Origin of the sequence: Kingella potus, assembly GCF_900451175.1 — a bacterium.
In the GTDB taxonomy this organism is placed as follows: domain Bacteria; phylum Pseudomonadota; class Gammaproteobacteria; order Burkholderiales; family Neisseriaceae; genus Neisseria; species Neisseria potus.
On record NZ_UGJJ01000001.1, the window covers coordinates 824,544 to 839,197 of the forward strand.

Sequence of the window (14,654 nt, forward strand, 5' to 3'; positions counted from 1 at the left end):
CCGACAGCAAACCGCCATGAAAAAAGCCCCCAAAACCTTTGAAGAAGCCCTCAAACGCCTCGAAGCCCTGACCGAGTCCATGCAAAACGCCGACCTGCCCCTCGAAGACGCGCTGGCCGCCTATCAGGAAGGCAGCACCCTGCTCAAATACTGCCGCGACAAACTGGCCGAAGCCGAGCAGAAACTGCACATCCTCGATTCAGACGGCCTCATCAAGGAATTTGCCCCCGATGAACAATAAGCAAACCGAACACTGGCAGATACGGGCGCAGGCGCAGACCGAGCTGCTACTCGAACGCCTGATGCCCTCCGAAAACGACACGCCGCAAGACCTCCACCGCGCCATGCGTTACGCCGTACTCGGCGGCGGCAAACGCCTGCGCCCCCTGCTGGTGCTGGCCGCCTCCGAAATCGGACAGGCCGATCCTGCCGCCGTCGGGCAGGCCATGGCCGCCGTCGAACTCGTCCACGCCTACTCCCTCGTCCACGACGATATGCCCGCCATGGACAACGACAGCCTGCGGCGCGGCAAACCCACCTGCCATATCGCCTACGGCGAAGCCGCCGCCCTGTTGGCCGGCGACGCGCTGCAAACCCTGGCCTTCGACATCCTCGCCCGTCCCGCCGCCCTGCCTGCGGCACGGCAGCTTGAAATGCTGGCCACCCTCGCCCGCGCCACCGGCAGCCTCGGCATGGCGGGCGGGCAGGCGGTAGACCTGTCCAGCGTCGGCAAAACGCTGACGCAGGAGGGTCTCGAACAAATGCACCGCCTCAAAACCGGCGCACTCATCCGCGCCGCCGTCCGCCTCGGCGGCCTTGCCTGTGCCGACTTGGACGACACCGCCCTGCACAGCCTCGACAGCTATGCCGCGCACCTCGGCCTCGCCTTCCAAGTGATCGACGACGTGCTGGACTGTTCCGCCGACACCGCCACCCTCGGCAAAACCGCCGGCAAAGACGCGCAGCACGGCAAGCCCACCTACGTTTCCCTGATGGGAGCGGCAGCCGCCGAGCAATACGCCGAAACGCTGGTATCCGCCGCCGTGTCCGCCCTCGCCCCCTTCGGCAGCCGTGCCGACAAGCTGCGCAGCCTCGCGCAATTCGTTACCGCGCGGAAAAACTGAACGGCAGGCATTAAAGAGGCCGTCTGAAAACCCCGTTTCGGATTTTCAGACGGCCTCTTTGCTGCGGCGGAGAACGTGCGCGTCGTTTTGGGACGACTCCCTATCTGACAGCAGGGCGGACGCTTTTTTGGTTTTGTTACGGACATACAGGCCGTCTGAAAACCGCTTTAAACCGTTTTCGGATTTTCAGACGGCCTGTGCCGTTCGGCAGGGTGTGTCGCGCAGCGGCGCACGCGGCTGCGGATGTCGGAACGGCTTGTTTGCGCCAATGGTTTGAGCAATGGAAAAAAGCCTTCCGAACACACGGATTCGGCATGTCCGAAATGCCGTTTTTGCGTTTTCAGACGGCCTCTTTGCGGCAATAGAGAACGCGAGCGTTGTCTTTGGACGACGCACCTTATCTGGTCGGGCAGCAGGGCGGACGCTTTTTTGGTTTTGTTACGGACATACAGGCCGTCTGAAAATCCGAAACGGGGTTTTCAGACGGCCTGTGCCGTTTGGCAGGGTGTCGCGCAGCGGCGCACGCGTTTTTCAGACGCACCCCGGCTATCGGACAATGGAAAAGCCGTGCTGCCACGGCTTTTCCTTATTTGCACGCGGCGGACACTTTTTTCACCGCCTCGTCCAGCTTTTTCGCGTCCACGCCGCCGAGGATGGCCTCGCGTTTGCCGCATTTCACCGCCTCGACGGTGGTAAAGGGCAATGCGCCCACGGTGTTGCCGTGTGCCTTCATAAAGCTGCGGCTGTCGCTGCCGGTGTAGAGCCACACGGGGTAGGACACGGGCGTTTTTTGCAGAAAGGCGGCGATGTTTTCCTTCCTGTCCACGGCGATGCCCACCAAATCGACGCTGCCTTTTTTCTGTTTTTTAAACCATGCCGACATTTCCGGCATTTCCTTTACGCAGGGTTTGCAGTACGAGCCCCAGAAATTGACCACGCGCACGGGGGCTTTCAGCTCGGGAAAATCACGGGCTTTGCCGTCGGGGAAGGCGGCCAGATCGGCGGCGGAAAGCGCGGTGCAGGCAAGCAGCAGCGCGGCGGCGAAGGCGGCGGATTTCATCATAAGACACTCCTTGTCGGAAACGGTTTGCAGACGGAGCGGATTATAACCCTTTCCCCGCATACGGAATTTGCGCGGCGGCAAATCTTTGCGCACGGGGCGGGGCGGGCTTACAATGCCCGCCCCGCCAACAGCAAAGGCCGTCTGAAATGAACGTAACCCTCTACCACAACCCCCGCTGTTCCAAATCCCGCGCCGCCGCCGAATGGCTGGCGGAGCAGGGCGTGGCAACCCACATCGTGCGTTATCTCGACCGGCCTCTGGATGCCGCCGCCCTGCGCGATTTGGCAGGCAGGCTCGGCCTGTCCGACGTGCGCGGCATGATGCGTACGAAAGACGATCTCTACCGCAGCCTGGATTTGGACGGCGCGGACAACGAAGCCCTGATCGCCGCCCTTGCCGCCCATCCCGCGCTGCTGGAACGGCCGATTGCCGTGATCGGCGCAAAAGCCGCCATCGGCCGCCCTTTGGAAAACATCGCCGCGCTTTTACGGCAGGAGCAGGCCGTCTGAAAACGCCTTTTCAGACGGCCTGCAAACGGAAACGGCAATGAACGGCGCACAACGTTTTTTCAGACGGCCGCGCATCTTGTGGGGCAGCCTGTGGCGCGGCTTTGTTTGCAGCGTGCTGCTGGTGCTGCTGTTTTTCGCCTGGTGCGGATGGAGCGTCTACCGCACGGGACAGGCGGTGCTGCCTGCGGATTATGCGGGCGATGCGGCGGTGGTGCTGGGTGCGGCGGCGTGGGATTCCCGCCCTTCGCCCGTGTTCCGCGAACGCATCAACCACGCCGTCGGCCTCTATCGCGGCGGGCGCGTGCGCAAGCTGGTGTTTACCGGCGGCGCGGTGAAAAAAGGCTTTATGAGCGAGGGCGAAGTGGGGCGGCGTTACGCACTCAAACAGGGCGTGCCCGCCGAAGACATCCTGTCGGAAAACAAGTCGCGCACCACCTATGAAAACCTGGCCTATCTGCGTGCGCCGCTGCGCGAAGCGGGTTTGCGCAAAATCGTTATCGTCAGCGACCCGCCCCATCTGGCCCGCGCCGCCGCCGTGGCGCGCGATCTCGGGCTGGACGCGGAAGTATCGCCCACGCCCACCACACGCTACGCCGAAGGCGGCAGCCGCTTCAAATTCCAACTGCGCGAAACCATGCTGCTGGCAGGCTACTATTTCTGGCGCGGCGGCCGCGCGGTGATGGTGTTTTTCGGCTTCGGCAGATAAAAAACATTCGCATCTTGTTGCCCCTGCCCGCCGGTTTTGCTATCATGCGCCCCGCATTAAGAGTTGGGACTTCCATGCCAACCTGCTTTTCGGGTTTCCGCCCGATAACCGAGTAAGGTGGACGGTTTTCGTAAAACCGATGTGGTCTGCGCGGCAACGCGGCAGGCAATCGAAATCCCGCTTGAATGCGGGTATTTTTCTGCCCGCCGCAAACAGGCCGTCAGGCAGCCGCCCAAACTTTTCAGACGGCCTCCACCCCTATCCTTTCCGAGAAAGAGCAAACCATGAGCGAATACCTGTTTACCTCCGAATCCGTTTCCGAAGGCCATCCCGACAAAGTGGCCGACCAAATCTCCGATGCCATTCTTGATGCCGTATTGGCGCAAGACCCCGCCGCCCGCGTGGCCGCCGAAACGCTGGTCAACACCGGCCTGTGCGTGCTGGCCGGCGAAATTACCACACATGCCCACGTCGACTACATCAAAGTCGCCCGCGACACCATCGCCCGCATCGGCTACAACGACCCCGCGCTGTGTTTTGATGCCAAAGGCTGCGCCGTCGGCGTGTACTACGACCAACAATCGCCCGACATCGCCCAAGGCGTGAACGAAGGCGAGGGGCTGGATTTGGAACAAGGCGCGGGCGACCAGGGTCTGATGTTCGGCTACGCCTGCGACGAAACCCCCACGCTGATGCCCTTTGCCATCTATTACAGCCACCGCCTGATGCAGCGGCAGAGCGAACTGCGCCGCGACGGCAGCCTGCCGTGGCTGCGCCCCGATGCCAAAGCGCAGATTACCGCCGTGTACGACAGCGAAACCGGCAAAGTCAAACGCATCGACACCGTTGTCCTTTCCACCCAGCACGACCCCGAAATCGGCCATGAAGAGCTGGAAAAACAGGTTATCGAGCAGATTATCAAGCCCGTACTGCCGCCCGAAATGCTCACCGGACAAACCAAATACCTGATTAACCCGACAGGCAAATTCGTCATCGGCGGCCCGCACGGCGACTGCGGCTTAACCGGCCGCAAAATCATCGTCGATACCTACGGCGGCGCAGCCCCGCACGGCGGCGGCGCATTCTCCGGCAAAGACCCGAGCAAAGTCGACCGCTCCGCCGCCTACGCCTGCCGCTATGTCGCCAAAAACATCGTTGCCGCCGGCCTGGCCACCCAGTGCCAAATCCAGATTTCCTACGCCATCGGCATCGCCGAGCCGACCTCGATTGCCATCGACACTTTCGGCACAGGCAAAATCAGCGAAGAAAAACTGATTGCCCTGGTGCGCGAACATTTCGACCTGCGCCCCAAAGGCATCGTCAAAATGCTCGACCTTTTGCGCCCGATTTACAGCAAAACCGCCGCCTACGGCCACTTCGGCCGCGAAGAGCCGGAATTTACCTGGGAGCGCACCGACAAAGCCGCCGCCCTCAAAGCCGCTGCGGGGCTGTAAAACAGCGAAACAGAGGCCGTCTGAAAGCAGTTTTCAGACGGCCTCTTTGCTTGGTGGCGGCAGGGAACGCGTGCGCCGCTTTGGCGGCACACCCTGCCTGAGTCCCGTGTGCAGGGTGTGTGGCGCAGCCACGCACGCGGTTTGCGCGTTTCAGACGGCCATACCTTATGCGGATTAAACCGCCGTTTTGCGGACAAGGTGCGGCCGCAGCGGAAAAAACGGCAAACCGTCTGTAAGGTTTTTCCGTCCTGTACGTCTAATGCGGCAGAGGATGCAGCTTTGGCAGGCTGCCCGACCATCCGACCCGTATCAAAGGAGAAATCATGGACAAATTTTGGAAACCCGTTTTCATTGCCGCTGCGGCCGCTGCCGGTGTGGCGTTTTTCATCCCGCACAGCGGGGCGGCGCAGGCCGCGCCCGTGCCGCAGATGCTCGCGCAGCTTCAAGATCCGCAGGGCCGTCCCGCCCCCCGTTTGGACAAAAACAAACCGACGCTGGTGAAATTTTGGGCAAGCTGGTGTCCGCTGTGCCTGTCCGAACTCGGCCACACCGAAAAATGGACGCAGGACAAGCGTTTCCAAGCGGCCAACCTGATTACCGTGGCCTCGCCCGGCTTTCTCGGCGAGAAAAAAGACGGCGACTTCCAAAAATGGTATGCCGGCCTCAATTATCCCAAGCTGCCCGTGGTCGCCGACAACGGCGGCACGATTGCCCAAAGCCTCAATGTCCGCGTGTACCCCTCGTGGGCGGTGCTCGACAAAAACGGCAATGTCGCCCGCATTGTCAAAGGCAGCATCAACGAAGCGCAGGCACTGGCCTTAATCGACAATCCCGAAGCCGACATAGGCCGTCTGAAAACACAGTTCAACACCCAAGACAAAGCGAAAGTGAAACCCATGAATACCAAAACCATCTATCTGGCCGGCGGCTGCTTTTGGGGCTTGGAAGCCTATTTCCAACGCATCGACGGCGTGGCCGACGCGGTGTCGGGCTACGCCAACGGCGGCACGAAAAACCCAAGCTATCAGGATGTAATCAACAACAGCGGCCACGCCGAAACGGTAAAAGTTACCTACGATGCGGACAAATTAAGCCTCGACGACATACTGCAATACTACTTCCGCGTCATCGACCCCACCAGCCTCAACAAACAGGGCAACGACCGGGGCATCCAATACCGTACCGGCGTGTACTACACCGACCCTGCCGAAAAAGCCGTGATTGAAAAAGCCTTCGCACGCGAGCAGAAAAAATACAGCCAGCCCGTCGTTGTAGAAAACCAGCCGCTGCAAAATTTCTACGAAGCCGAGGAATACCATCAGGACTACCTGATTAAAAACCCCAACGGCTACTGCCACATCGACATCCGCAAAGCCGACGAACCGCTGCCGGGCAAAGCCGCACCGCAAGGCAAAGGCTTCAACGCCGCAAGCTACCACAAACCATCCGACGAAGAACTGCGCCGCCGCCTCACCCGCGAGCAATACGAAGTAACCCAGCACGCGGCCACCGAATACGCGTTCAGCCACGAATACGACCACCTGTTCAAACCCGGCATTTATGTGGACATCGTCAGTGGCGAACCCCTGTTCAGCTCTGCCGACAAGTACGACTCCGGTTGCGGCTGGCCGAGCTTCACCAAACCCATCGAAGCCGCCGCCGTTACCGAACACAGCGACACGAGCTACAACATGGTGCGCACCGAAGTACGCAGCCGCGCCGCCGATTCCCACCTCGGCCATGTGTTTCCCGACGGCCCCAAAGACAAAGGCGGCCTGCGCTACTGCATCAACGGCGCAAGCCTGAAATTCGTCCCGCTTGCCGAGATGGACGCGGCAGGCTACGGCGCATTGAAAAACACGGTGAAATAAAGCCCTGCGGATCAAGCAGAGGCCGTCTGAAAACGCTTTTCAGACGGCCTCTGAATGCACGGAGGGCAAACGGTTAGCGGCAGACAATACAGCCGGCATACCGGTTTTTCTCTATGATTTTGCCTGCGAAGCCGTCAATACAGTCTGTAAGGAGACAGAATGAGTCTGGAAAGTAAATTGAAGCAAGCCCTAGTCCTGTGGAACAAAGTGATGACCCCCGAGTTTGTGGCGGGACTTACCTCTACCGAAAGGTCGGAGAAGTTTCCGGCACACATAGTCTGCGATTGGCCGACCCCTGTCCCAATCGTGTTCGTTACCGAAGTGAATCTGGACTACGAACGCAAGCTGGCTGCCAAAGCCCGTGATGATTTTGAAAAGGCTGCCGAACGTTACCCCGAAATCAAGGCCAAGCTGTTCGACAGCGAAACGCAGGAAGAAGGCCTGCGGGAATTGGCCGGAAAAGCCCTGCTGGCGGGCCTGAAAATCAAGGCCAAAGACTCAGACCGCTGCGTCTATGTCTTGGGTTCCAAGCCGCCGTTCAAGCACGAGTGGGAGTTGTCAAGAACCTGCACCTTTGCTCCGATTACACCCTATCTGCACGAACTGCTGGGCTTGGGTTTCGTCTATCCGTTGCACCACTTGTTTGACCCCAAGTCAATCTGCGGACTGTCGGGCGAAGCCTTGGATTACAGGCAGAAGTTCAAAATCGAAGAGGCTTTCGAGCGTCGCCATAAACGGTATAAGGCGAAAAGAATCCAGCAGGCCGAAGACATGCCTGACGGCTCGATTGACTTCGAGCTGTGCGGAGCCATACACGACGGCAAATGGCACGTGCTGACCTTGCTGAAATCAAGGGAAGACGAAGCCGGAAGTTGAAGGGCAAACCAGCAGCCGCTTTGTCTCCTTCTATTTGACGGTGAAACAAAATAAAAAACGGGCATTTAATCCTTACCCGCCGGCCATACCGGTGAGGCCGTCTGAAAACAAGGCTGCGGACTTGGCAAACACTGCCTGCGGCGCATTTGCCCCTTGCACGCCCCTTCCTCCTGCCTGATGGCTTCCGCCCGCCGCGCCCCGAAGCACGCCGCATTCAGAAGATTTGCCAAGGCCGCAGGCGGCTGCGGGAATCTGTGTTTTGCGGCGTGTCCTTGTCTTTCAGACGGCCTCTGCCGCTTGCGCCGCACCCGCCCGCTTTGCTACCCTGCCGCCCGTTTCCCCAACCGCCCGCCGCCATGACCCCCGCCGAATTTCTCTCCCGCCGCGAAGCCTATCTCGAAACCCTGCGGCAGCGGAACCGCTCGCCGCACACCCTCGCCGCCAGCCGCCGCGACCTCGCCCAGCTTGCCGAACTGATGCCCGACCACGCCCGTCCCGTCAGCCGACAAGACTTTGCCGCCGCGCTGAAAAAGCTGTCGCAGCGCGGCACGGGCGAACGCAGCATGGCGCGCAAACTCTCCGTCTGGCGGCAGTATGCCGGCTATCTCGTGCACACCGGCCTGCTCGAAGCCAATCCCGCAGCTTCTCTGAAAGCCCCCAAAGCCCCGCAGCTTCTGCCCAAAGCCGTCGATGCCGAGCCGCTCAACACGCTGTTTGACCGCGCTCCGGCCGATGACGCGCTCGCCCTGCGCGACCTTGCCCTGTTCGAGCTGCTCTACGGCAGCGGCCTGCGCGTGGCCGAAGCGCAGGGGCTGGATGTGGACGACGTGCTGATCGACGAAGGCTGGGCGGCGGTGCGCGGCAAAGGCGGCAGACACCGCCAAGTGCCGCTCACCGGCAAAAGTGCCGCCGCCCTCCGCGCCTATCTGCCGCAGCGCACCGCCGCCGCCGGCGAAACCGCCCTGTTTACCAACCGCAGCGGCCGCCGTCTCGGCATCCGCCAAATCCAAAACCGCCTGCGCGACTGGGCGGTGGAAAACGGCAGCCCGCAGCATTTGAGCCCGCATATGCTGCGCCACAGCTATGCCAGCCATCTTTTGCAGTCGTGCGGCAACATCCGCGCCGTGCAGGAGCTGCTCGGCCATGCCGACCTTTCCGCCACGCAGATTTACACCAAACTCGATTTCGCCCGCATGGCCGAAGCCTACGACCGCGCCCATCCGCGTGCGAAACGGAAAAAATAGGACAGGGCGCGTTGGTGCAGGGCGATAGGCCATCAAAAGGCCGTCTGAAAACCCGTTTGCGGATTTTCAGACGGCCTTTGTTCCCTTACGCCTGCGGAGGGAAGATTAGATGTAGAAAGAATGCAGGCTTGTTGCGGAAACTTGATTCCCTCCCCCGCGCGGGCGCAGGGGAGGGAGTAGGTTCGCGGCGGATTCATCGGTTTTCAGACGGCCTCTGTCTTTTGTCCTGCCGTATCCCGCGTAGGGTGTGTCGCCAAAGCGACGCACGCGTTCCCCTCATGCCGAAACGAAAAGCCGTGCAATCTCCGTAACCGCGTGCGTGGCAGAGCCACACACCCTACATAAACGGCAGAGGCCGTCTGAAAAAATGGAAGCCGCATTTTCAGACGGCCTTACTTTCCACTTGTCAGAATCCCGTGTAGGGTGTGTCGCACGGCGACGCACGCGTTTCCAAATATAGCGAAAAGGCCGTCTGAAACCGTGCAACAGGTTTTCAGACGGCCTCTGCCCTTTCGCCGAGCAGCGCACCCATGCGGACGGGTGCGCCGGGGCGCAGGGTGTCGTTGAGACGGACGCTGCCTTGCGGGAAAAGGTTGATCACGGTGGAGCCGAGGCGGAACGCGCCCATTTCCTGTCCTTTTTCGAGTTTGACCGCATCCGCGCCGTCGGCCGGATAGAGCCATTGCAGGACGGTTTGCGGACGCGGGGGATTGACAACCCCCGCCCATACGGTGCTGATGCTGGCGGTTACGGTGGCGCCGACGAGTATCTGCACCATGCTGCCGAAGCCGGTGTCGAACACGCAGATGAGGCGTTCGTTGCGGGCGAAGAGGTTGGGGATGTGCTGCGCGAGAAAGGGATTGACGGAATAAAGCTCGCCCGGAACGTAGATCATGCGGCGCAGGGTGGCGGCGCAGGGCATATGGACGCGGTGGTAGTCGCGCGGGGAAAGGTAAGTCGTGAGGAAGAGGCCGTCTGAAAATTCGGCGGCGAGGGCGGCATCGCCGGCGAGGAGCTCGAGGGCGGAGAAGCTGTGTCCTTTGGCCTGGATGAGGCGGCCGGCCTCTATCGCTCCGGCTTCGCTGACGCAGCCGTCGGCGGGCAGGCAGAGGGCGGCGGGGTTTGCATCAATCGGGCGGGCATCCGCTTTGAGCGGGCGGATGAAAAATTCGTTGAAGCTGGCATAGTCGCCGGCGCGGCTTTTTTCGGCTTCGGACATATCGACTTTGTAGCGGGCGGCGAAGGCTTTGACGGCAAGGGTGGTCAGCACGCCCCAGCGGCGTTCGGCCAGCCAGCCGGCGGCGCGGGTAACGGCAAGCTGGGGCAGGAGGTAGTGGAGGGCGGTTTTGGCGCGTTGCGGGTAGCTCGGCTTGGGATAGGGGCGCAGTTCGGACATCGGTTTTCCTGATGGTGTGTGTGAAAGCGGCGAGTATAGCAAATCGCGGAAAAAGCCGTCCGCACGCACGGGCGCGGCGCGGTTTGATTTGCATTAAATCTGTGCCATACCGCGCCACACGGCGGCGTTTTTTTGCTATCCTTGCCGCGTTTTGTGTCAGGCACAGCGGCATTTGCGCCTTTCACGTTTTGCCCAGCCCTTATGAAAAAGGAGAACCGAAATGAGCAAGCACTCGGACATCGTCGTCGTCGGCGCAGGCCCGGCCGGACTGAGCTTCGCCCGCACGCTGGACGGCAGCGGCCTTTCCGTTACCATCGTGGAAAAAGCCCCTTTGGAAAGCATCGCAAACCCCGCCTACGACGGGCGCGAAATCGCGCTGACGCATTTGTCGAAGGAAATCATGGAGCGGCTGGGCATTTGGCAGCGCGTGCCGGAAGACGAAATCTACCGTCTCAAAGATGCGAAAGTGTGGAACGGCTCTTCGTCCTACCAGCTCTATTTCCCGCAGCCGACCAAGGCGCGCGGCGGCGAAACCGACCGGCTGGGCAACCTGATTTCCAACCACAACATCCGCCGTGCCGCCTATGAAGCGGTGAAAGGTCAGGAAAACGTAAACATCCTTTCCGGCGTGGGCGTGAAAGAAGCCCGCACCACCGACACCCAGGCCTACCTCACTTTGGACAACGGCGAAGAGCTGACCGCCCGCCTCCTGGTTGCCGCCGACAGCCGCTTTTCGCAAACCCGCCGCCAGATTGGCATTTCCGCCGATATGCACGACTTCGGGCGCACCGTCATCGTCTGCCGTTTCAAACACGAAATCTCCAACCAACACACCGCCGTCGAATTTTTCCAATACGGCCGCACCCTCGCCCTGCTGCCGTTGGAAGAGCACCTGACCAACTGCGTCATCACCATCGACAGCGACAAAGCCGGCAGCCTGCTCGCACTCAGCCCCGAAGAATTTGCCGCCGACCTTGAAAAACAGCTCGGCTTCAGGCTGGGCAAAATGGAACAGGCCGGCACCCTGCACACCTACCCGCTGGTGGGCGTACACGCCGGCCGCTTCTACGCCCCACGCGCCGCCCTGATCGGCGATGCCGCCGTCGGTATGCACCCCGTAACCGCCCACGGCTTCAACCTCGGCCTCGAAAGCGCGGACATTCTCGGCAAACTCGTCGTGCAGGCCGCGCAAAACGGCCGCGACATCGGCGCGTCCTCCCTGCTCGAACGCTACAATGCCAAACACCAGATCAATACCCGCCCGCTTTACCACGGCACCAACGCCATGGTGAAGCTCTTTACCAACGAAGCCGCCCCCGCCAAGCTCCTGCGCAGCCTCGTCCTGCGCGTCAGCAACAACCTGCCGCCGGTGAAAAAACTGATTACCCGCCAGCTCACAGGCTGAACACCGCCGCCACGGCACGGCAGAGGCCGTCTGAAAACCGTTTTGCAGGTTTTCAGACGGCCTTCCGTTTTTATACCGTTCCCGCCGCTGCCCGTCGGGCAGGGTGTGCCGCCCAAGCGGCGTATGCAATCTCCTCTACCAAAGTAGGGTGTGCCGCACAGCGACGCACGCGTTTTTTGCTTCGTAGCGGATTTGCCTTTCCGAAGGGACAGACAGCGCAATATATAAGGCCGTCTGAAAACACAGTGTCGGCGAAACAAAACGGCATAACAGATTTTCAGACGGCCTCCTGCAATACGGCCGCCGCCTTCCCCGCAACGCCTCTGCGCAGCCAAAGAGACGGACGGCAGCAGCTTCCCGCCGCCGCCGTTTTCCGTTACAGTCCGCCGTTTCCGCAACCCAAGCCCGTCCGCCCATGAAACGCCTGCTCCCCGCACTCGCCCTGCTGCCCGCGCTGGCCGCCGCCGCAACGCCCGTCAATCCCGAAGTCTACCGCCGCGCCGACACCTCCGTACTCACAGCCGCCCACACCGGCTACACCTTCCGCACCCTCGACATGGCCGACGCGGCCGGGCAGCCCTACCGCATCTTCGTCGGCATCCCATCCGCCCCGCCGCCCGCCGCAGGCTATCCCGCCCTCTACGCCCTCGACGGCAATGCCGTACTCGAATACCTGGACGCAGACACATTGCGCAGTTTGCCAAACCCGCCGCTGCTGGTGTTGGCGGGCTATCCCACCGCGCTGCGTTTCGACACCGCCCGCCGCGCCTACGACTACACCCCGCCCGACGAAAACGGACAAAGCATGGCCGACCCGCTCTCAGAAGGCCGCCGCAACGGCGGCGCACCCGCGCTGCTCGACTTCATCGAACACAGCCTGCGCCCGCAAATCGCCGCCATCGCCAAAACCGACCCGCAGCGGCAAACCCTGTGGGGACACTCCTACGGCGGCCTGTTCGTCTTCTACACCCTGTTTGAAAAACCGCACACCTTCACACATTACGCCGCCGCCGACCCCGCCCTCTGGTGGCACAGCGGCCAAATGCTGCACCGCGCCGAACGCGCCCTGCGGCAGGACGGAGTCTTAACCGATCGCAGCGTGCGCATCGACAAGAGCGGCGCACAGGAACAAAAACAGCCGGCCGATGCGCAGCAGGCCGCCATGCTCGCCCGCCGTGCCGCCGCCCTGCGCGCCGTACCGCCCGATGCCGCCGCACAACTCGCCGCAAAGCTGCGTCCGCATACGCGCGACACCGCCTACCATGCCTATCCCGAAGCCACCCACGGCCGCCTGTTCGGCCTGTCCTTCAAACAAACTTTGGCCGACACGGCGCGTTGAAATGCCGCACGGCCAAATGAATAAAGAGGCCGTCTGAAAGCCAAAAAAGGTTTTCAGACGGCCTCTTCGATTGCCATACACCGCACCCAGCCGCCGCATGACACGAAAAACAACCGCAAATCCTGCCGTCATCCTGCGGCCGCACACTTTCGCTAAACTGCCGCGCCTTTATTCCGCAACAAACCGAAAAGGAAAGACAAAATGTCAATCAAACAAGAATTTAGAGACTTCATCATGCGCGGCAACGTCGTCGATCTGGCGGTGGGTATGGTAGTGGGCACGGCCTTCTCCGGCATCGTCAAATCGCTGGTGGACGATGTCATCATGCCCCCCATCGGCCTGCTGATCGGCGGCGTGGACTTCTCCAACCTATTCATCACCCTGAAAGACGGAGCCTCCGTTCCCGACGGCGGCTATGCCTCCCTGGCCGCCGCCAAAGCTGCCGGTGCGGTTACCCTCAATATCGGCCTGTTCATCAACAGCATCATCAGCTTCCTCATCATCGCCTCGGCCATTTTCGCCGTGGTCAAAGCCCTCAACACCCTGAAAAGCAAAGTCGAAAGCCATGCCGACGACGCACTCGCCGAGCCTTCCGAAGAAGTGCTGCTGCTGCGCGACATCCGCGACGCGCTGAAAAAATAAACGCTGTCCTACTAAATCTTCCTGCAGGCCGTCTGAAAGCGCATATTCAGACGGTCTTTGTTTTAAAGCGGCATCCGGATTGGGGCACTTGGAATCTTTACGGCTGACAAAAGCCGTCATGCTGACGCAATGCGGCCTTATGCCGTTGCGCTAAAAAGTCAGAACTGACGCGAAAATGCAGTTTATACCTATACTGCCAGCGGAAGGTATGCTTAGTGCGTTAAAATTAAAAAATCATATAAAACATAAAGATAAATAAGGAAAGCAGTCAAAATTGTCCGCTGGCACGGGCATTGCTTGAAACATTTCATCCGCAACGGGCAGCGTAAAAAGCAAAGCCCGCAGGAAACAAAGTTTTAAAAGATGTGCCAAACACATTATGGCTGATTGATTCAAGGCTGTGCCGCATGGGGCGGTAAGGTCTGATTTTAAAAAAACGGCAATTTCGCCGAATACTAACTTGGAGTTAAAACATGAAAGCAATGCAAAAAGGTTTCACCCTGATCGAGTTGATGATCGTTGTCGCCATTATCGGCATCTTGGCCGCTATCGCCCTGCCGGCCTACCAAGACTACACAGTACGCAGCCGCATTACCGAGGGTTTGAACTTGGCTGAGTCTGCTAAAACCATGCTCGCTACCGATGCTACTTCCAGCAATGACTTGGACATCGCTATAGCCGCTTGGAATCGTCAGGTTAACAACAAAGGTGCTACTTCCAAATATGTAACCAGCGTTTTGATGGAAGCTGCTTCCGGCGACGAAAAACGCGGCGAGCTGACTGTTACATTCGACGGTGCTGCCGTTGGTGTGAAATCGGATCAAAATACTTTGGTTTTGACTCCTTGGATCAATGACGGTACTAACAAAATCCGTTTGGCTAAGGCGTTGGTTGACGGCGTTGCCGGTAACCTCGACTGGTCCTGCCAATCCGCTACTACTGCTACCGCTGTGAAACAAATCGGTACTGCTGGTACTGTTGGCACCGTGCTGGAAAAATACGCTCCTTCGCAATGCCGCTAACCG

Annotated in this window: 14 protein-coding genes; 12 read left to right on the forward strand and 2 right to left on the reverse strand. The window is 60.3% G+C overall.

Annotation, left to right across the window (positions count from 1 at the left end; all coding sequences use genetic code 11):
- Nucleotides 1–16 precede the first annotated feature (16 nt).
- Together xseB and DYE40_RS03675 are read left to right on the forward strand one after the other, a co-directional pair.
- A complete protein-coding gene (gene xseB / locus DYE40_RS03670) occupies nt 17–241 on the forward strand; it encodes an exodeoxyribonuclease VII small subunit (protein WP_115307783.1) in 225 nt (74 codons plus the stop codon).
- The gene (locus tag DYE40_RS03675; RefSeq protein WP_115307784.1) at nt 231–1,124 is read left to right on the forward strand and encodes a polyprenyl synthetase family protein; all 894 of its coding nucleotides are present in this window, start codon (nt 231–233) and stop codon (nt 1,122–1,124) included. Before xseB ends, DYE40_RS03675 begins: the two co-directional genes overlap by 11 nt.
- 586 nt (nt 1,125–1,710) lie before the next feature.
- Here DYE40_RS03675 and DYE40_RS03680 read toward each other — a convergent pair.
- Nucleotides 1,711–2,184, reverse strand: coding sequence for a TlpA disulfide reductase family protein (locus DYE40_RS03680; protein WP_115307785.1), 474 nt, complete (start codon nt 2,182–2,184; stop codon nt 1,711–1,713).
- 149 nt (nt 2,185–2,333) lie between these two features.
- Here DYE40_RS03680 and arsC point away from each other — a divergent pair, with 149 nt between their 5' ends.
- The 6 genes from arsC (at nt 2,334) to DYE40_RS03710 (ending at nt 8,847) form a co-directional block, all read left to right on the forward strand.
- The gene (gene arsC, locus DYE40_RS03685) at nt 2,334–2,696 is read left to right on the forward strand and encodes an arsenate reductase (glutaredoxin) (protein ID WP_115307786.1); all 363 of its coding nucleotides are present in this window, start codon (nt 2,334–2,336) and stop codon (nt 2,694–2,696) included.
- 37 nt (nt 2,697–2,733) lie between these two features.
- The gene (locus DYE40_RS03690) at nt 2,734–3,402 is read left to right on the forward strand and encodes a YdcF family protein (RefSeq protein ID WP_115307787.1); all 669 of its coding nucleotides are present in this window, start codon (nt 2,734–2,736) and stop codon (nt 3,400–3,402) included.
- Between the two features lie 284 nt (nt 3,403–3,686).
- Nucleotides 3,687–4,856: a methionine adenosyltransferase gene (gene metK, locus DYE40_RS03695; protein WP_115308271.1), complete on the forward strand. Its 1,170-nt coding sequence runs from the start codon at nt 3,687–3,689 to the stop codon at nt 4,854–4,856.
- Nucleotides 4,857–5,179: 323 nt separating this feature from the next.
- Nucleotides 5,180–6,727 carry a bifunctional peptide-methionine (S)-S-oxide reductase MsrA/peptide-methionine (R)-S-oxide reductase MsrB gene (gene msrAB / locus DYE40_RS03700; protein WP_115307788.1) on the forward strand — a complete coding sequence of 516 codons (1,548 nt, stop codon included), beginning with the start codon at nt 5,180–5,182 and terminating at the stop codon, nt 6,725–6,727.
- Nucleotides 6,728–6,886: 159 nt separating this feature from the next.
- The gene (locus DYE40_RS03705) at nt 6,887–7,603 is read left to right on the forward strand and encodes a hypothetical protein (protein WP_147286569.1); all 717 of its coding nucleotides are present in this window, start codon (nt 6,887–6,889) and stop codon (nt 7,601–7,603) included.
- 356 nt (nt 7,604–7,959) lie between these two features.
- Nucleotides 7,960–8,847: a tyrosine-type recombinase/integrase gene (locus tag DYE40_RS03710; RefSeq protein WP_115307790.1), complete on the forward strand. Its 888-nt coding sequence runs from the start codon at nt 7,960–7,962 to the stop codon at nt 8,845–8,847.
- Between the two features lie 493 nt (nt 8,848–9,340).
- Here the strand turns inward: DYE40_RS03710 and asd are convergent, their stop codons facing one another.
- Nucleotides 9,341–10,243, reverse strand: a complete 903-nt coding sequence (asd, locus tag DYE40_RS03715) for an archaetidylserine decarboxylase (protein ID WP_115307791.1) — start codon at nt 10,241–10,243, stop codon at nt 9,341–9,343.
- A gap of 220 nt (nt 10,244–10,463) precedes the next feature.
- Here asd and ubiM point away from each other — a divergent pair, with 220 nt between their 5' ends.
- The 4 genes from ubiM to DYE40_RS03735 all read left to right on the forward strand — a co-directional run bounded on the left by ubiM (nt 10,464) and on the right by DYE40_RS03735 (nt 14,651).
- Entirely contained in the window at nt 10,464–11,648 is a 1,185-nt protein-coding gene (gene ubiM / locus DYE40_RS03720) for a 5-demethoxyubiquinol-8 5-hydroxylase UbiM (RefSeq protein ID WP_115307792.1), read from the forward strand.
- Between the two features lie 415 nt (nt 11,649–12,063).
- Nucleotides 12,064–12,987, forward strand: coding sequence for an alpha/beta hydrolase (locus tag DYE40_RS03725; protein WP_115307793.1), 924 nt, complete (start codon nt 12,064–12,066; stop codon nt 12,985–12,987).
- Nucleotides 12,988–13,188: 201 nt separating this feature from the next.
- The gene (mscL, locus tag DYE40_RS03730; protein ID WP_115307794.1) at nt 13,189–13,629 is read left to right on the forward strand and encodes a large conductance mechanosensitive channel protein MscL; all 441 of its coding nucleotides are present in this window, start codon (nt 13,189–13,191) and stop codon (nt 13,627–13,629) included.
- Between the two features lie 473 nt (nt 13,630–14,102).
- Nucleotides 14,103–14,651 carry a pilin gene (locus tag DYE40_RS03735; RefSeq protein WP_172461201.1) on the forward strand — a complete coding sequence of 183 codons (549 nt, stop codon included), beginning with the start codon at nt 14,103–14,105 and terminating at the stop codon, nt 14,649–14,651.
- Nucleotides 14,652–14,654: the final 3 nt, after the last annotated feature.